Below are 18,209 nucleotides of genomic sequence, written 5' to 3' on the forward strand. Positions count from 1 at the left end.
GCGCCGCGCGAATGCCGCATTTCCCTCGATTTCAGCCGGGCTTGATTTCCTTCAGCGGCAGCCGTGAGCTTTCCTTCAGCCTGTCCAGCACGATCGAGGAGCGCACATGCGCAACGCTCTGGTGCGGCATCAGGACGTCGTTGACGAGGTTGGAGAGGCCCTTGAGATCGCGCAGCACGGCTTTGAGCACGTAATCGGCGTCCCCCGTCAGCGAATAAGCCTCCTGGATCTCGTCGATGCGGTTCACCAGGGCGCGGAAGCGTTTGGAATTGTCCGGCGAGTGGGTGGCAAGGCCGACCTGGATGAAGGCGATCACGCCGAAGCCGAGCGCCTCGCTGGAGAGGTCGGCGTGATAGCCCGAGATCACATTCTCGTCTTCCAGCCGCATCCGCCGCCGCGAGCATTGGGAGGCCGAGAGGCCTGCCAGATCAGCGAGTTCCTGGTTGGTCAGGCGGCCATCGTCCTGGAGCGCGCCCAGGATCTTGAGGTCGAAGGCATCCACGGAAATCATGCGCTGCTTGTCCATTATATGCACGGATCGTGCATAAGATAACGAAATTGCGCCCCGTTTGCACGCTCATTGCGCGTCATGTGAAGGATAGTTCTTCGCAGCAGCAATTTGGGAGAGCGCCATGGGTCCGTTTCCGCACGATGCACCGCCGGCCACTGTTACCGCCGACAATCCGATGGGCACCGACGGATTCGAGTTCGTCGAATATGCGCACCCCAATCCGCAGGAGCTGCACGATCTGTTCAAGCTGATGGGCTACACGCCCGTCGCGCGTCACAAGACCAAGACAATCACTGTTTATCGCCAGGGCGACATCAACTATCTCGTCAACGAGCAGCCCGGAACCCATGGTACCGACTTCGTTGCCGCGCACGGCCCCTGCGCTCCATCGATGGCGTTTCGCGTCGTCGATGCGAAGGCAGCGTATGACCGCGCGATTGCGCTCGGCGCAGAGCCTGCAGAAGCGTCATCCGGGCAGAAGACGCTCGATGTGCCCGCCATCAAGGGCATCGGCGGCAGCCTGCTCTATTTGGTCGATCGCTACGGCGGCAAGGGCTCGGCCTATGATTGCGAGTTTGAGTGGCTGGGTGCGCGCGATCCGCGCCCGGCTGGAGCCGGCCTGTTCTATCTCGACCATCTCACGCACAACGTCCATCGCGGCCGGATGGATGTCTGGACCGGCTTCTACGAGAAGCTGTTCAACTTCCGTCAAATCCGATTCTTCGACATCGAGGGCCGTGCGTCGGGCCTGTTCTCCCGCGCGCTGACCAGCCCGGACGGCAAGATACGGATTCCGATCAACGAGGACGCCGGTGATTCCGGCCAGATCGAGGAATATCTGACGACCTATCGCGGCGAAGGCATTCAGCACATCGCCTGCGGCTGCCGGGACATCCATCGCACCATCGAAAGTCTGCGCGAAGCCGGCCTGCCGTTCATGCCCTCACCGCCTGATACCTATTTCGAGAAGGTCGATACGCGTCTGCCCAATCACGGTGAGGACGTTGCGCGTCTCCGGAAGAACGGCATTCTGATCGATGGCGAGGGCGTGGTCGACGGTGGCCAGACCAAGGTGCTGCTGCAGATCTTCTCCGCGAACGCGATAGGGCCGATCTTCTTCGAGTTCATCCAGCGCAAGGGTGACGACGGCTTTGGCGAGGGTAATTTCAAGGCCCTGTTCGAGTCGATCGAGGAAGATCAGATCCGGCGCGGGGTGCTGAAGGTGGACACGGCGGCGTAGCGTCGTCGCCCGTCAGGCACACTGTCGGGTCAAAACAGGTGTCGTTCCGGCCTTCGCCGGGACGGCCGCTTATTTCAGCTCGACGAACTCGCCACGGCTGCGCCGGCTACGGCATCCCGTCTCCGTTCGTCTCCGTCAGGCACCCGTATCGCGATCGTGGCGAGGATGCTGATGGCGCCCATGGCGACGACGTACCAGACCCATGACAGCTTGTCGCCCGTCGCTCCGATGATCCAGGTGAACATGAGCTGTGCCGTGCCGCCAAAGATGGTGACGCCGAGCGCGTAGGCGATCGACAGTCCGCTGGTGCGGACGATCGCGGGGAAGATCAAGGGAATGAGGATGATGCCGGCGCCGCCCGACATGGCATGGAACGCCATCAGCACGGCGGCGGTGACGACGTAGACGATTGGCGAGCCCGAGGAGACCACCAGCAGCAACGCGGGATAGAACAGCAACGTCACGATGATGCGTGGGACCACGGCGATCGTCTTCAGGCCGTATTTGTCCGCCAGCGCCCCGCCGAGCAGCGCGAAGATCGTGCCGCTGACGAAGGTGGCGAAGTTGGCCGTCATCGCCCAGCCCTGGCTGTAATGCAGCGTGTTGATCGCGTAGGTCGCGGTGTAGAGGAAAAAGTACTGGCCGATGGTCGCGCCCGAGATCAGCGAGATGCAGAGCACGATCTTGCCCCAGTGGTTGGCCAGGATATCGGAGAGCACGCCGCCGACGCTGCCATGGGCCTCTTCGGCATCCAGCGTTTCGTCGAGATTCCTGCGGATGAAGTAGCCGACGGGCGCGATCAGGATCCCGAGCAGGAAGGGAACACGCCAGCCCCAGCTGTCATTGGCGCCGGGCGTGATCAGAAAGGCAAGGCCGAGGCCGACGAGTGCGGAGAACAGGCCGCCCAGGTTCTGGCTGGCAAGCTGCCAGCTACCGAAGAAGCCCTTGCGATGCGCAGGCGCGCTTTCCAGCAGATAGGTCGTGGCCGGTCCCATCTCGCCGCCGGTCGAAAAACCTTGCAGCAGCCGCGCGAGCACCAACAGTACGGGTGCGAGCAAGCCGATCTGGTCGTATGTCGGCAGCAGGCCGATCATGCCGGTGCCCAGCGCCATCAGCCAGATGGTCAGCGTCATCGCCGGCTTGCGGCCGTAGCGATCGGCATAGGCGCCGATCAGGATGCCGCCGAGCGGCCGCGCCACGAAGCCGACGCCAAAGGTCGCGACCGTGAGCAGCAGACTCGTATTCGGATTGTCAGCCGGAAAGAAGGCCTTGGCGAGAAAAACGGCGAAGGCGGCGTAGACAGTGAAATCGTAGAACTCGAGCGCGTTGCCGAGAATGGCCGCGCCGACGCGCATGGTTTGAGAGGGACGCGGGCTGTCAGTCTTGTTCACGGGGAAGCACCTTGTGTCACTTGTAGGAATGCGACGTGGCGCGAAAAGGGTGCCTGCTCGCAACCCTCAGGCGCGCCCTAGCGGCCCGCGTTCCAAGCAGCCGTCACCGCGGAGATCTCGGCGCCCTCCGGCTCGCGGACCGTGGACTGTGTGCGCGAGAAGCGCGGCGCGGGCGCAGGCTGCTTCACGCCATGGCGCTCGATGAAGACATTGCGGGCGACCATGTGCGGGTGCTTGGTCGCTTCGGACATGGTCAGAACAGGCGCGAAGCAGATGTCGGTGCCTTCCATGATCCTGCACCAAGCCTCGCGCGTCTTGCTCTTGAACACGGCCCTCAGCTTTTCCTTCAGCGCAGGCCAGGCCTTGGGATCCATCTGTGCGTCGAAATCGGCATCGGTCAGTCCCGCGTGCTCTCGCAGCAGCGCGTAGAACTGCGGCTCGATCGAGCCGATCGAAACGAAATGGCCGCAGGCGCATTCATAGACGCCGTAGAAGTGTGCACCGCCGTCCAGAAAATTCCGGTTGCGGCCTTCGGTCCAGCGGCCGAGCGTCTTCATGTCGAAGAAGAACGACATCAACGATGCCGCGCCGTCGCACATTGCGGCATCGACGACCTGGCCCTTACCGGACCTGGATGCCTCCAGCAGCGCGGCGAGCACGCCGACGACGAGGTAGAGTGCGCCGCCTCCGAAGTCGCCGACCAGGTTGAGCGGCGGCACCGGCGCTTCCTCGGTGCCGATCGCGGCGAGCGCGCCGGTGATGGAGATGTAGTTGATGTCGTGGCCGGCGGCATTCGCGAGAGGCCCTTCCTGGCCCCAGCCGGTCATGCGGCCGTAAACGAGTCTTGGATTGCGTGCGAGCACGACGTCAGGGCCGAGGCCGAGCCGCTCCATCACGCCGGGGCGAAAGCCTTCGACCAGCGCGTCGGCGCCGGCGAGCAGGTCGAGCACCTGTGCGATCGCCGCCTTGTCCTTGAGATCGAGTTCGATCAACTTGCGACCGCGCCCCGCGACCGACTTCATGCTCTTCTTTGCGCCGACGCGGTCCAGCGTGACCACATCGGCACCCATGTCGGCCAGCATCATGCAGGCGAACGGGCCGGGTCCGATGCCTGCGAATTCGACGATTCGAAAGCCGGCGAGCGGACCGGACGTGCCAACGGATGCGTTTTGGGCGGGTTTATCGAGCACGTGTTGCTTCCTCGGGTAGGGGCGATGCCGGTGGTTCAGCAGGGCGCGTTCCGACATGCCTCTCTGGGCGAGTTAATCGGCTGATTAACTCTTCTCGCCTTCATGCCGGCGAGGCAAGCGCTTTTCATGCATGGGCCCATCAAAAAAGCGGCGCGCATTGCTGCACGCCGCGGAAGATTTGTGTTGAGGCGCTAGGACGAGATTTCAGCCTGCAGCGGTCACCGCGCGCTGCGCCATCACCTTGACGAGGTTGGCGCGGTACTCCGCCGTGCCGTGGATGTCCGCCAGCAACCCGCTTGCGGGAATGCTGACGTTGTCCAGCGCCGCCGGCGACCAGTTCGTCTTCAGCGCGGCTTCGATCGGGGGTACCCGCATGACACCGCTCTGCGAGGCGCCGGTCGCCGCGACGCGGACCTCACCCGATTTCGTCTGCGCAACGAACACGCCGGTCAGCGCGAAACGCGAGGCGGGATGCCGCATCTTCTCGTAACCTGCTTTTGCAGGCACCGGAAACGAGACGGCAGTGATGATCTCGCCATCTTCGAGCGCCGTGGTGAACAGGCCCTTGAAGAAATCTTCCGCCGAGATCGACCGCTTGTTGGTCTGCACGGTCGCGGCAAGCGCGAGCAGCGCTGCCGGGAAGTCGGCGGCCGGATCGTTGTTGGCGATCGAGCCGCCGATCGTGCCGCGGTAACGCACGGCGGGGTCGCCCAGCACCGAGGTGAGATAGGCGATTGCCGGAATCGCTTTTTTCACATCGGCATTCGTCATGATGTCGTAATAGGTCGTGGCGGCCTTGATGGTCAGCAAGTCGCCCGACAACTCGACACCCTGCAGCTCCTTGATCTTGCCGAGATCGATGACGTCGGAGGGACTGGCGAGCCGCTGCTTCATCACCGGCAGCAGCGTCTGGCCGCCGGCAAGGAATTTCGCCTCGCTGCTCTTGCCGAACAGGCTGGCGGCTTCGTCGACCGAGGATGCGCGATGATAGGTGGTCTGATACATCTTCGTTCCTCCTCTTAAGCCGCGTGGATCGTGCGCCACACCCGGTCAGGGGTTGCGGGCATTTCCAGGTTGTTCTTGCCGATCGCATCCGTGATCGCGTTGATCACGGCGGCGGAGGCGCCGATCGCGCCGGCCTCACCGCAGCCTTTGATGCCCAGGGGATTGCCCGGGCAGAGCGTCGTGGTGTGGGAGAGATTGAACGAGGGCAGATCGTCGGCGCGCGGCATGGAATAATCCATGAACGAGGCCGTGACAGGCTGGCCGTTGGCATCGTAGATCGCGTGCTCGAGCAATGCCTGCCCGATGCCCTGGGCAAGGCCGCCATGGACCTGACCTTCGACGATCATCGGGTTGATCAGCCGGCCGAAATCGTCGGCCGCCACGAAGTTGACGAAGGAGGTCTTGCCGGTTCCGGGATCGACCTCGAGCTCGCAGATGTAAGCACCGGCCGGGAAGGTGAAGTTGGAAGGGTCGTAGAAGGCGCTCTCCTTCAGGCCCGGCTCCATCCCGTCAGGCAAATTGTGCGCGGTGTAGGCCGCGAGCGCGACCATCGGCAGCGCGATCGCCTTGTCGGTCCCTGTCACCTTGAACTCGCCGTTCTCGATGACAATGTCGGCCTCGGAGGCTTCGAGCGCATGGGCTGCGATCTTCTTGGCCTTGGATTCCATCTTCTCCATGGCTTTCAGGATCGCGGTGAGACCAACGGCCGCGGAGCGCGAGCCGTAGGTGCCCATGCCGAACTGCACCTTGTCGGTGTCGCCGTGGACGATCGAGACCTGGCTGATGGGAACGCCGAGGCGATCCGCGACGAGCTGGCAGAACGTCGTCTCGTGTCCCTGGCCGTGGCTGTGCGAGCCCGTGAGGATCTCGATGGTGCCGACCGGATTGACGCGCACCTCCGCGGATTCCCACAGACCGACGCCGGCACCGAGGCTGCCGACCGCCTTCGACGGCGCGATGCCGCAGGCTTCGATGTAGCAGGACACGCCGATGCCGCGCAGCTTGCCGTCGGCTTTCGCCTTGGCCTTGCGTGCGGGGAAGCCGGCATAGTCGATAGCCTTCATCGCGGCATCGAGCGAGGCGTTGAAGTCGCCGGCGTCATAGGCCATGATCACGGGCGTCTGATGCGGGAACTGGGTGATGAAGTTGGTCCGGCGCAGCGCGGCCGGATCGACGTTCAACTGCCGAGCCGCCGTCTCCATCAGACGTTCGATCAGATAGCTCGCCTCGGGACGGCCCGCGCCGCGATAGGCATCGACCGGCGTGGTGTTGGTGTAGACGCCGATCACCTCGGCATGGATCGCCGGGATGTTGTACTGGCCCGACAGCAGCGTCGCATAGAGATAGGTCGGCACCGACGACGAGAACAGCGACATGTAGGCGCCGAAATTCGCGTAGGTCTTCACCTTGAGGCCGGTGATCTTGTTGTTGGCGTCGAACGCCATCTCGGCGTGGGTGACGTGGTCGCGGCCATGCGCGTCGGTGAGGAAGGCCTCGGTGCGGTCGCCGGTCCATTTCACGGGACGGCCGACCTTCTTGGAGGCCCACAGCGCTACCATCTCTTCCGGGTAGATGAAGATTTTCGAACCGAAGCCGCCGCCGACATCGGGGGCGATCACGCGCAGCTTGTGCTCGGGGGCGATGTTGTAGAACGCCGACAGCACGAGGCGGGCGACGTGTGGGTTTTGCGAGGTCGTATAGAGCGTGAAGTGCTCCTCCGCCGCATCGTAATCGGCGATCGCCGCGCGCGGCTCCATCGCGTTGGGCGCGAGGCGGTTGTTGGTGACGTCGAGCTTGACGACATTGGCGGCCTTGGCGAAGGCGGCATCGGTCGCGCCCTCGTCACCGATCACCCAGTCATAGACCTGGTTGCCGGGGGCCTCGGGGTGAAGCTGCGGTGCGCCCGACTTGATCGCAGCGCGAACGTCGGCGACGGCCGGGAGCTCTTCGTAATCGACGGTGACGGCTTCAGCCGCGTCGCGTGCGAGATTCTTGCTGTCGGCAATCACGACGGCAACGGCCTGACCGACGAAGCGCACCGTCTCCGGCGCCATCGCCGGCCATGCGCCCATCTTCATGGGGCTGCCGTCCTTGGAGGTGATGGCCCAGCCGCAGATGAGATTGCCGACCTTGTCGTCGACGAGTTCTTTTCCGGTGAGCACTGCGACCACGCCCGGCATCTTCAGCGCCGCGGACGAATCGATCTTCTTGACCTTGGCGTGCGCGTGCGGGCTGCGGATGAAATGGGCATGGGTCATGCCCAGCAATTTGATGTCGTCAACGTACCGGCCCTTGCCGGTAATGAAACGCTTGTCTTCCTTGCGCACGACTCGCGCGCCGATGCCTTCAACACCCATGTCTGGTCCTCCCGACCGGAATTGTTTCGACCGCGCTTTCCCTCGAAAGCGGCAGCGGTAGTTCCTTTTTCGAGGCGAGCCGCTTTACTCGGCCGCCTGCGAGACCTTCATGCGTCCGGCTGCGTCGAGCACGGCTTTGACGATGTTGTGATAGCCGGTGCAGCGGCAGATGTTTCCTTCGAGCTCGTGACGGACCGTGGTCTCGTCGAGCTGGCCGCCATGGCGGTGCACGATGTCGATCGCCGACATGATCATGCCCGGGGTGCAATAGCCGCACTGAAGGCCGTGATTGTCGCGGAAGGCCGCCTGCATCGGATGCAGCTCGTCCCCCTTGGCGATGCCTTCGATCGTGGTGACGCTGGCACCATCAGCCTGGCCGGCCAGCATGGTGCAGGATTTCACGGCCCTGCCGTCGATGTGGACGACGCAGGCCCCGCACTGGCTGGTGTCGCAGCCGACATGGGTCCCGGTGAGGTTGAGGTGGTCGCGCAAGAGATGGACCAGCAGCGTGCGGTCCTCGACGTCGACAGCGACGGCCTTGCCGTTCACCGTCAGTTTGACTGTAGACACGGTTGTGATCCTCCCGGGATGATTTTGATTGTTTCTAATTAGAGACAGCGACCCGGAACTTTGCAACTAAGATTTTGGTCGCGCCGGTCATGGAAAAGTCATTGGTCCGGACGAAGGCGCAATAACTTGCCTGGAAAAGGCGGAGCTGGCGACAAGATGGCTGGGATGCCAGCCGTCATTTCCATCCGTCGCTCGTTCTCCGACGTCACCTGGAATTGCACGGGCGTGACGAATTTACCGCCTTTTATCGATTGTGCCCTAGTTTTGCGCATCCAGGTCCGGGGGCGGGGCGCCTCCGGATCGCGGTTGAAGGCAATAATGGGGGTAGGAATGTCCGGGCGTACCGCGTCGCCGTCTAAGCGCAGCATATTTCCGACCCTCCGGTTCCGCGCCAAGATCATGCTCGGCTTTGCCGCGGTGCTGGTGATCTCCGCCGGGAGCATGGCGTTTGCCTATTTCGGCTTCGAGCGGGTCTCCTCCGGTGTCGGCTCCTACCGCAGCAGCGTCTCGGAGGCCGACCTCGCCCGCAACATCGACCGCGAGCTGCTCGCCTACCGCTCAGCCGCCAAATTTTTCGTCGTCACCGGCAAGGAAGACGACGCCAAGGCGGCGCTGGAGGCGCAGGCGGGCCTGAAAAACGCGATCGATCAGGCCGTCAAGAGCGCCAAGGCCCCGGCGCGGCAGGACAGCCTCGACAAGCTCGCCAAGGAGTTCTCGAATTTCTCCGCCACCTTCGCCAAGGTCCTCCAGGCCAAGCGTGACAGCACGCTGCTGGTGCAGAACCAGCTCACGCGGCAGGCCAATCTGCTGAAATACAAGCTCGACGACATCGGCAACAACGCCTCCGATTCCGAGGCGCAGGCCATCGAGTTCGGCACCAAGCAGGTCAACGCCCAGTTCCAGACCGCGAGCGCGGCGGCGACCAATTTCGTGCTGACGTCCGACCAGTCGATCGCGAGCAGTGCCCTGGCGCGGCTGAAATTCGTCGATAACTCGCTTGGGGCGGTCTATTCCATGGACGACAAGATCGTCTCCGGCCTGAAAGACGCCAAGACCATCCTCGCCGCCTACCGTGAAGCGCTGGAGAAGCTCATCGCCAACGCCAAGCTGGTCGACGATCTCGTCACCGAGATGAGCGGCTCGGCGGGCGCCATCCTTCAAGGCGCCACTGCCATGAAGGCGGATCTGGTGGCCGAACAGCAGCGGCTGGATTCGGAATCGGCAGCGACCATCGGCAAGACCGAGGAACTGGTCCTGATGCTCGCCGTTGGCGGCACGCTGCTCGGCGCGGTGTTGGCCTTCCTGCTCGGCACCGGCATCTCGCGGCCGATGATCGCAATGTGCAAGGCGATGCGCGAGCTTGCCTCGGGCAATTTCGACGTCGTGCTGCCTGGGCTCGGCCGCAAGGACGAGATCGGCGAGATGGCCGGTGCAGTCGAGGAGTTCAAGGTTCAGGCGGTGGCCAAGGCCGAGCGCGATGCCGCTGCCAGCGAAGCCCAGAACAAGGAGGCGAGCGCTGCTCGCCGCTCCGAGCTGATCCGCTTCGCCGACGACTTCGAGACCGCGGTCGGCGCTATCGTGTCGAACGTCTCGGCATCCGCCGTACAGCTTGAAGCGTCAGCGTCGACGCTGACCCGCACCGCCGAGACCACGCAGACCCTGTCGAGCCAGGTCGCCGGCGTATCCGAGCAGGCCTCGAACAACATGCAGTCGGTCGCGACGGCGACCGAGGAATTGTCGGCGTCAGTCGAGGAGATCGGCCGTCAGGTCCGCGATTCCAGCCGTATTGCCGAGGCCGCCGTGGTACAAGCCAGGGAAACCGACGGCCGCATCGGCAAACTGTCGCATGCCGCCCAGCAGATCGGCGAAGTCGTCAAGCTGATCACGGCGATCGCCGAGCAGACCAATCTTCTCGCCCTGAATGCCACCATTGAAGCGGCCCGCGCCGGTGAAGCCGGCCGCGGCTTCGCGGTGGTTGCCAGTGAAGTGAAGTCCTTGGCGAGCCAAACGGCAAAAGCCACGGACGAGATTTCCTCGCACATCACGGGCATGCAAGGCGCGACTGCCGAATCGGTCGCTGCAATCAAGGAGATCGGCACGACCATCGGCAAGATTTCGTCGATCTCGACCTCGATTGCGAGCGCGGTCGAGCAACAGGGCGCGGCGACGCAGGAGATCGCCCGCAGCGTCCAGAACGTCGCCCAGGGCACCCAGACCGCCGCGACCGACATCGGCCAGGTCAATCGTGGCGCCGCCGAAACCGGTTCGGCCTCGGAAGAGGTGCTGCACTCGGCCAGGACGCTGTCATCCGAAAGCACCCGCCTCCGCGCCGAGCTCGATCGCTTCATGGCGAACATCCGCGCGGCGTAAAGCTCGGGTTCGGCAACCCCGCGTCACCTAAGTTGCGGCGCGGTCAATTTACCGTGGCTTATGGTTTGCCATTTACCATGCATTTGAGCCGGGGGCGGGCTGCCCCCGGCCGCGCCTGGTTTTCCGCGAATGGAATGGGGTGGGGGAAATGTCGGTCAAGTCGAAGCAGAACTCGTCGAAGCCCTTCACCTTGCGTTTTCGTGCGAAGATCATCCTCGGCTTCGTGGCCGTGCTGGCCATTCTCGCCGTCAGCATGGCATTTGCCTATTTCAGCTTCGAGCGGATCGCGGGCGCCGTCGCCTCCTACCGGGCCAGTGTGGCCGAAGCAGATCTGGCGCGGACCGTCGATCGCGAGTTGATCAACTATCAGGGGCTCACCCGGGCCTATACGCTGACCGGCGCAGCGGACGACGAAAAGGCCGCCATGGCAGCCGAAGAGAATCTGAAGGCCGCGATCGCCAAGTCGATGTCGGCCACATCAGGCGCGGCGCGCCGCGAGCAGGTTGAGATGCTCGACACCGACTTCCGGCGCTTCACAAAGGTGTTCGGCGACATCATCACGCTGACTCGCGAGAACAACAAGATCGCGTCCGATGAGCTGAACGGCGTCGGCAACAAGATCCGCTTCAAGTTCGACGATCTCGCCGATACCGCGGCGCTGGCGGGCCTGAACTCGGTCCAGACCACGGCCAAGGACATCACGTCGCAATATCTCGCGGTCTCCACCTCGGTCAGCGCCTTCGTTGCCAAGCCGGAACCGAAGACCGCCGACGGCGTGGTCGCTCGCATCAAGTTTCTGGAGACGCTTCTGGTCTCCATCTACGCCAACGACCAGAAGATCACCGACCGCGTCACCGAGATCAGCAATCTGCTGAAGCAATACCGCGCGTCCTTTGCGAAGCTGTCGGAGAACGTGAAGCTCATCGTCAAGTCGAACGGCGAGATGACGAAGACGGCGGCGTCGATCCTCAAGCTCTCGGGCGAGTTGCGGTCGGACCTGTCGGCCGATCAGCTGCGCATCGAGACGAGTGCCAATGCGACCATCGGGGAGATCGAGCGGCTGATTCTGATGCTGGCGCTCGGTGGTCTTGTTATCGGCGCGGCGCTGGCCCTGATGCTCGGCAACGGCATCTCGCGGCCGATGATCGCGATGTGCAAGGCGATGCGCGAGCTTGCCTCGGGCAATTTCGACGTCGTGCTGCCTGGGCTCGGCCGCAAGGACGAGATCGGCGAGATGGCCGGTGCAGTCGAGGAGTTCAAGGTTCAGGCGGTGGCCAAGGCCGAGCGCGATGCCGCTGCCAGCGAAGCCCAGAACAAGGAGGCGAGCGCTGCTCGCCGCTCCGAGCTGATCCGCTTCGCCGACGACTTCGAGACCGCGGTCGGCGCTATCGTGTCGAACGTCTCGGCATCCGCCGTACAGCTTGAAGCGTCAGCGTCGACGCTGACCCGCACCGCCGAGACCACGCAGACCCTGTCGAGCCAGGTCGCCGGCGTATCCGAGCAGGCCTCGAACAACATGCAGTCGGTCGCGACGGCGACCGAGGAATTGTCGGCGTCGGTCGAGGAGATCGGCCGTCAGGTCCGCGATTCCAGCCGTATTGCCGAGGCCGCCGTGGTACAAGCCAGGGAAACCGACGGCCGCATCGGCAAACTGTCGCATGCCGCCCAGCAGATCGGCGAAGTCGTCAAGCTGATCACGGCGATCGCCGAGCAGACCAATCTTCTCGCCCTGAATGCCACCATTGAAGCGGCCCGCGCCGGTGAAGCCGGCCGCGGCTTCGCGGTGGTTGCCAGTGAAGTCAAGTCCTTGGCGAGCCAAACGGCAAAAGCTACGGACGAGATCTCCTCGCACATCACGGGCATGCAAGGCGCGACTGCCGAATCGGTCGCTGCAATCAAGGAGATCGGCACGACCATCGGCAAGATTTCGTCGATCTCGACCTCGATTGCGAGCGCGGTCGAGCAACAGGGCGCGGCGACGCAGGAGATCGCCCGCAGCGTCCAGAACGTCGCCCAGGGCACCCAGACCGCCGCGACCGACATCGGCCAGGTCAATCGTGGCGCCGCCGAAACCGGTTCGGCCTCGGAAGAGGTGCTGCACTCGGCCAGGACGCTGTCGTCCGAAAGCACCCGCCTCCGCGCCGAGCTCGATCGCTTCATGGCGAACATCCGCGCGGCGTAGGCTCACGCCCGCCCAAACGCCCGCTTTAACTCCAGCTTCGCCTTCTCCAACCGCTCGCGCTGCGTCTTCGGCAACGTCTTGCCCGCGCGGTTGATATAGAACGTCAGCATCGATAGCGCGGAGCGATAGGCGCCCGTCTTGCGGCGCGAACTATGCTCGGCCGAGCGCTTCAATGAGATCGCGATCTTCCGTGGGCTCGTAAGTGTGAACACGCCGCGCTCGAGGTCGAGCGCATCGCTTTCCTTTGTCACACGCTGTGACCAGCGTTTTGGCGCCGCGCGCTTTGCGACTTTGCGTGCGGTGCTGTGCCTCGCGCTGGTCTTCTTGCGCGTCGCGGATTTGCGCGAATGTGTCGTCTTTCTGACGCGAGCCATGCGCCCATTCCTTGCGGCTCAAGCGGAAACGACCGGTATTGGGCACGGTTCCCGCGGGAACCGGCAGATGCCGCAGACGTTGTCGCAGGTGGCAGGCGGAATGCCGGATACCACGACCCCAGCAACGCGATGGAATTGCAGCAGAGCCCAGCGCTGAAGAATGGACCTGCGATCCCGGCGGTGGTCGCGGCCGATCGCATCGTCGAGACCAGCATTCCCGCCCGGCTCGATGCGCTGCCCTGGAGCGGCTTTCATACCCGCGTGGTGCTGGCGCTCGGCATCACCTGGATCCTCGACGGGCTCGAGGTGACGCTGGCCGGTGCGCTCTCGGGCGCTCTGAAGCAGAGCCCGACGCTGCACTTCTCCAACCTCGATCTCGGCATCGCCAATTCGGCCTATCTTGCCGGTGCCGTGCTCGGCGCGCTCGGCTTCGGCTGGCTGACCGATCGCATCGGCCGAAAAAAATTGTTCTTCATCACGCTCGCACTTTATCTCTCCGCGACGGCCGCAACCGCGCTGTCGTGGGATATCGCAAGCTACGCGCTGTTCCGTTTCCTCACTGGCGCCGGCATTGGCGGTGAGTACACGGCGATCAACTCGACGATCCAGGAGCTGGTGCCTGCGCGCTATCGCGGCTGGACAGATCTGGTCATCAACGGCAGCTTCTGGATCGGCGCGGCGATGGGCGCCGTCGCAGCCATCGTGCTCCTCGACCCGGCTGTGATCAGCCCGGATCTCGGCTGGCGCCTCGCTTATCTCATCGGCGCGACCATCGGCCTCGTCGTGCTGTTGATGCGGATGTGGATTCCGGAAAGCCCGCGCTGGCTGATGATCCATGGCCGCCCGGACCAGGCCCATGAGATCGTCGACGACATCGAGCGTTCGGTGATCGGACGCGATCAGGAGACGAGCGACCGGTGCTTCCCCAAGATGCGGTTAAAGATGCGCGATCACACTCCGATCAGCGAAGTCGTGCACACGCTGTTTGGCACTTATCGGCAGCGCGCGCTCGTCGGCCTCGCGCTGATGGTCGCCCAGGCTTTTTTTTACAATGCGATCTTCTTCACCTTTGCGCTGGTGTTGACGGATTTTTATGACATCAGCGCCGATCACGTCGGCTGGTACCTGCTGCCGTTTGCCGCGGGAAATTTCCTCGGTCCGCTGCTGCTCGGCCGTTTGTTCGACACGCTCGGCCGGCGCGCCATGATCATGTTCACCTATGGCGTCTCGGGCCTGCTGCTGGCACTGTCCGGCTATCTGTTCTCGATCGGCGCATTGAGTGCGCAGGGGCAGACCATCGCCTGGATGGTGATCTTCTTCTTTGCCTCGCCCGCCGCGAGTGCGGCCTATCTCACCGTCAGTGAGACGTTCCCGCTCGAAGTGCGCGCGCTGGCGATCGCGGTGTTCTATGCGGTCGGCACCGGCATCGGGGGCGTCGTTGGTCCCGCGCTGTTCGGCGCGCTGATCGATACGGGGTCACGCAACAGCGTGTTCGCCGGTTATCTGCTGGGGGCATTCCTGATGATCGCGGCTGCGATCGTGGCGTGGCGCTACGCCATCTCCGCGGAACGGAAATCGCTCGAACAAATCGCGCGGCCGCTCGCTTCTATGGAGTAGACTATGAAATCGGAACTCGCTGAACTGGAACAGAACCGCGCCATGCCGGATGAAGAAGCGCCCGACGCCGTGCCGGTGCCTCATGCACTCGTCCCGCATCTCAACGAAACCGCGATCCTCCTCGATATCGACGGGACGCTGCTCGATCTGATGCCGACGCCGCGCGAGGTGTGGGTGCCGCCGGGCCTGTCGGAGACGCTGAACCGGCTAGCGGAGCGCACCTCGGGCGCGCTGGCGATGGTCAGCGGGCGTTCGCTCAACGACATCGACCTGATCTTCGCGCCCGACGTCTTTCGCGCCGTTGCCGGTCACGGTGCGGAGATGCGCCTGTCGGTCGGCAACGAAGCCGACGACGTGCACGCGCCGCCGATGGACAAGGAGCTGAAGCGCCGGCTGGCGGCGATCGCAAAGCTCAGCCCCGGCATTCTGCTCGAGGACAAGGGCTATTCGCTCGCGCTGCATTACCGCCTCGCGCCCCACGCCGAAAAGGCGATCTACGAAGCCGTCTCGCTGATCCGGGCGGATCTGCCCAATGCGCCGATCGAAATATTGCCCGGCAAGTTCGTTTGCGAGATCAAGCATTCCGGTTTCACCAAGGCGACTGGCGTGCGCGAGCTGATGAAGCATGAGCCATTCAGGGGGCGCCGTCCGATCTTCATTGGCGACGACGTCACGGATGAAACCGTATTCGCCATCATGCCGGACATGAACGGTCTTTCTTTCTCCGTGGGTCGGCGCGCCGTCGGAGTCAACGGTCACTTCGATGCGCCGAACGATGTGCGCGCGTTCCTTGCGCGCCTGCTCGACGATACAAGGCTGCAATAAGGCAGCATCACCGCGCAGCCACATTGTCTCGCGGGGCAGTTCCTTGCGTGCACCATTCATGCTGCGCGAAATCTGTCTTTCTCGAATGAAATCGCCGGGTTCCCTCAAGAAAACTGGTTCCAACGCACGCGCCTGACTTTGGTTTCATTTCGTAGAAATGATGACCGGAACCATATTGATGAACGGCAGTTAAACGGGTGGAATGAACAGGAGGGGACGACCTGTGAACTTGGTTGTCGTTTCAAATCGAGTTGCCCGCGGTAAGCCTAACGAGCCGATGACGGGTGGCCTCGCTGCCGCATTGCTTCCCGTCGTGGAGCATTCGGGGGCCATCTGGGTGGGTTCCTCCGGTCGCGTGCGCGACGGCCATCAGAAGGAACCGTTCGCCGAGATCGAAGCGCTGGGTTCCGGCGCGATTGCCACGCTGGATCTGCCGTCGGCACATTACGGCGGCTATTACGAAGGGTTCGCAAACTCGGCGCTGTGGCCGGCATTGCATTCGCGCAGCGATTTGATCCGCGTCTCGCGCGACGACTATGTCAGCTATCGCGAGGTCAACGCGTTCATGGCGCGTGCCCTGATGCGCTTCCGAAAAGCCCGGACTGCGTTTTGGGTGCAGGATTATCATTTCCTCGCGCTCGGCGCGGAGCTGCGCGATCTCGGCGTCGATGACCCGATCGGCTTCTTCCTGCACACGCCCTGGCCGGTTACTGCGGTGATGCAGGGCGTGCCCAATCATCGCGAGCTGATTACGGCGATGCTGGCTTACGATCTGCTCGGTTTCCAGACCGAAGCAGACTGCGAGAATTTCCTTGCCTACGCCGGCGCTGAACTTGGTCTCGTCGTCGAGGACGGCGTCGTGCTCTCGCAGTACGGCCGCACGCGCTGCGAAGTGTTCCCGATCGGCATCGACGCGGAGAAGTTCGCCGCCTATGCCGCGAAGTCGGCCTCGCATCCCGACGTCTCGCGGCTGCGTCGCAGCCTCAATGGTGAGCGGCTCGCGATCGGCGTCGACCGGCTCGATTATTCCAAGGGTCTAGTCAACCGCATCAGCGCGTTCGATCGGCTCTGGACCGACCAGCCGCAGTTCGCGCGAAGCATCTCGCTGCTGCAGATCGCCAACCCGTCGCGCGGCGGCATCGAGGCTTATGGCAATCTTCAGAACGACGTCGCGCGCCTCGTCACCGACGTGAACGGCCGCCATGGCGAGGTTGACTGGACGCCGATCCGCTACCTCAACAAGGGCTTCAGCCAGGCTGTTCTCGCGGGCCTGTATCGCACGGCGCAGATCGGGGTGGTGACGCCGTTGCATGACGGCATGAATCTCGTTGCCAAGGAATATGTCGCCGCGCAGAACCCGGCCGATCCCGGGGTTCTGGTGCTGTCGAAATTCGCCGGAGCGGCCAATGAGCTCGATACCGCGCTGCTGGTCAATCCGCATGACATCGACGGCATGGCCCGTGCGATCGCGATCGCTGCCGCGATGCCGCTCACCGAGCGCAAGATGCGCTGGGACGCGATGATGAAGACGTTACGCGGACACACCATCCAGCAATGGTCGTCGGATTTCGTCGCCGAGCTGGAGAAGTGCCGCACCGGGAAGATCGCTGCTGCGCCGCTCGCCGCACAGCCGCCGCAGGCGCTGCGCTGGCTGAAGTCGGCGATCTCGGGTGTGCGATTGATCTAAGCGCGCCTGCGACCTCTCCTCGTTCTTGCGGGGAGCGGTAAGCCTCAATAGCAATACGAGACGCCATCCAGAATCGCGCATTGCCGTTTGTTCGGCGCGTTCGGATCATCCATCGGCACCATGCCTTTGCCCTGTCCGACGAACACGCCTGGCCCGATATGCACGGAGCTCTTGTTGCCGATGATTACGCTCTGGTGCGGCGTGGAGCTGGAGCGGGTCCCGTCTGGCCAGAGGATGGCATCGCCTGAAAGCACCCCGCGCCGCCCGTCATCGCACGTCACGTCGACGCCCTGTCGGATGCAGGCCTGTGCGTTGGCGGACGCTGGAACGGTCGCATCAAGGGTCAAAATCAGGCTCAACCCGGCGATGGTCTTGCGGATGGTCATGGCGTCCCCGGTCCTGTTTGGCGATTTCAAGTGAATCGTCGCACCAAACCCTCCCTCGGTTCAGCCAAAAGATGCTTCCGGGCGGTCGCGTGGCAGCCGAGAATCGTTTGTGAATACAATGAGTTGCAGAAAATTCACCCGATTTCCCCGCGATCCCTTGCAAAATCACCGGCGCCCCTTCAAGAGAGGGGCGCTCCGGAGAGATGGCCGAGTGGCTTAAGGCGCACGCTTGGAAAGCGTGTGTGCGGGAAACCGTACCGTGGGTTCGAATCCCACTCTCTCCGCCATTGGCGCGGTGTCCAGCCCGGAGACATCGGTAACAGGTCGTACCTAAGACATGGCTGACAACCTCGTGCCGAACGGGGGGCAGGGGTTTTGCGCTCCAGGCCGAAGTCATTTCTGGCAGGCCGGCATGGCAGCGCGTTGAGCCCCGGTAGCGCTCGGTACGGCAGTTGTCACCTATCTCCCGGGTCGCTCAGAGTCGGTACGCCACACCGCAATTCA

General features: G+C 63.5%; 14 protein-coding genes and 1 tRNA gene. 7 read left to right on the forward strand and 8 right to left on the reverse strand.

The features are described from left to right. Positions 1–31 precede the first annotated feature (31 nt). On the reverse strand, positions 32–511 hold the full coding sequence (locus tag ACVWZ4_RS13235) for an Lrp/AsnC family transcriptional regulator (RefSeq protein ID WP_456700214.1): 480 nt from the start codon (positions 509–511) through the stop codon (positions 32–34). 121 nt (positions 512–632) lie between these two features. Here ACVWZ4_RS13235 and hppD point away from each other — a divergent pair, with 121 nt between their 5' ends. Beyond that, a complete protein-coding gene (hppD, locus tag ACVWZ4_RS13240) occupies positions 633–1,751 on the forward strand; it encodes a 4-hydroxyphenylpyruvate dioxygenase (RefSeq protein ID WP_456700213.1) in 1,119 nt (372 codons plus the stop codon). Between the two features lie 74 nt (positions 1,752–1,825). Here the strand turns inward: hppD and ACVWZ4_RS13245 are convergent, their stop codons facing one another. From ACVWZ4_RS13245 to ACVWZ4_RS13265, 5 genes are all read right to left on the reverse strand, one after another. Beyond that, positions 1,826–3,142: an MFS transporter gene (locus ACVWZ4_RS13245; RefSeq protein WP_456700212.1), complete on the reverse strand. Its 1,317-nt coding sequence runs from the start codon at positions 3,140–3,142 to the stop codon at positions 1,826–1,828. A 77-nt stretch (positions 3,143–3,219) separates the two neighbouring features. Then, positions 3,220–4,332: a CaiB/BaiF CoA transferase family protein gene (locus ACVWZ4_RS13250; protein WP_456700211.1), complete on the reverse strand. Its 1,113-nt coding sequence runs from the start codon at positions 4,330–4,332 to the stop codon at positions 3,220–3,222. Between the two features lie 204 nt (positions 4,333–4,536). Then, the gene (locus tag ACVWZ4_RS13255; RefSeq protein WP_456740456.1) at positions 4,537–5,337 is read right to left on the reverse strand and encodes an FAD binding domain-containing protein; all 801 of its coding nucleotides are present in this window, start codon (positions 5,335–5,337) and stop codon (positions 4,537–4,539) included. Positions 5,338–5,351: 14 nt separating this feature from the next. After that, complete coding sequence (locus tag ACVWZ4_RS13260) at positions 5,352–7,694, reverse strand: xanthine dehydrogenase family protein molybdopterin-binding subunit (RefSeq protein ID WP_456700209.1); 2,343 nt, start codon at positions 7,692–7,694, stop codon at positions 5,352–5,354. Between the two features lie 84 nt (positions 7,695–7,778). Continuing rightward, positions 7,779–8,264, reverse strand: coding sequence for a (2Fe-2S)-binding protein (locus tag ACVWZ4_RS13265; RefSeq protein ID WP_092231135.1), 486 nt, complete (start codon positions 8,262–8,264; stop codon positions 7,779–7,781). Between the two features lie 330 nt (positions 8,265–8,594). Between ACVWZ4_RS13265 and ACVWZ4_RS13270 the strand changes: the two genes are divergently transcribed. Together ACVWZ4_RS13270 and ACVWZ4_RS13275 are read left to right on the forward strand one after the other, a co-directional pair. Then, positions 8,595–10,634 (forward strand): methyl-accepting chemotaxis protein, encoded by a 2,040-nt coding sequence (locus ACVWZ4_RS13270; RefSeq protein ID WP_456736947.1) that lies wholly within the window; start codon positions 8,595–8,597, stop codon positions 10,632–10,634. 148 nt (positions 10,635–10,782) lie between these two features. Beyond that, positions 10,783–12,816 carry a methyl-accepting chemotaxis protein gene (locus tag ACVWZ4_RS13275; RefSeq protein ID WP_456740457.1) on the forward strand — a complete coding sequence of 678 codons (2,034 nt, stop codon included), beginning with the start codon at positions 10,783–10,785 and terminating at the stop codon, positions 12,814–12,816. A 2-nt stretch (positions 12,817–12,818) separates the two neighbouring features. On the opposite strand, the gene ACVWZ4_RS13280 is transcribed toward ACVWZ4_RS13275, so the two are convergent. Next, positions 12,819–13,190: a DUF3175 domain-containing protein gene (locus tag ACVWZ4_RS13280; protein WP_456736949.1), complete on the reverse strand. Its 372-nt coding sequence runs from the start codon at positions 13,188–13,190 to the stop codon at positions 12,819–12,821. Between the two features lie 129 nt (positions 13,191–13,319). Here ACVWZ4_RS13280 and ACVWZ4_RS13285 point away from each other — a divergent pair, with 129 nt between their 5' ends. The 3 genes from ACVWZ4_RS13285 to ACVWZ4_RS13295 all read left to right on the forward strand — a co-directional run bounded on the left by ACVWZ4_RS13285 (position 13,320) and on the right by ACVWZ4_RS13295 (position 17,319). Beyond that, a complete protein-coding gene (locus ACVWZ4_RS13285; protein ID WP_456700205.1) occupies positions 13,320–14,807 on the forward strand; it encodes an MFS transporter in 1,488 nt (495 codons plus the stop codon). A 3-nt stretch (positions 14,808–14,810) separates the two neighbouring features. Further along, the gene (gene otsB, locus ACVWZ4_RS13290) at positions 14,811–15,632 is read left to right on the forward strand and encodes a trehalose-phosphatase (protein ID WP_456700204.1); all 822 of its coding nucleotides are present in this window, start codon (positions 14,811–14,813) and stop codon (positions 15,630–15,632) included. A 223-nt stretch (positions 15,633–15,855) separates the two neighbouring features. Further along, complete coding sequence (locus ACVWZ4_RS13295; protein ID WP_456700203.1) at positions 15,856–17,319, forward strand: trehalose-6-phosphate synthase; 1,464 nt, start codon at positions 15,856–15,858, stop codon at positions 17,317–17,319. A 44-nt stretch (positions 17,320–17,363) separates the two neighbouring features. Here the strand turns inward: ACVWZ4_RS13295 and ACVWZ4_RS13300 are convergent, their stop codons facing one another. Then, entirely contained in the window at positions 17,364–17,705 is a 342-nt protein-coding gene (locus ACVWZ4_RS13300; protein ID WP_456740458.1) for a hypothetical protein, read from the reverse strand. 197 nt (positions 17,706–17,902) lie between these two features. Between ACVWZ4_RS13300 and ACVWZ4_RS13305 the strand changes: the two genes are divergently transcribed. Next, a tRNA-Ser gene (locus ACVWZ4_RS13305) sits at positions 17,903–17,992 on the forward strand. The last annotated feature ends 217 nt before the right edge of the window (positions 17,993–18,209 follow it).

The organism is Bradyrhizobium sp. USDA 4472 (assembly GCF_054058595.1).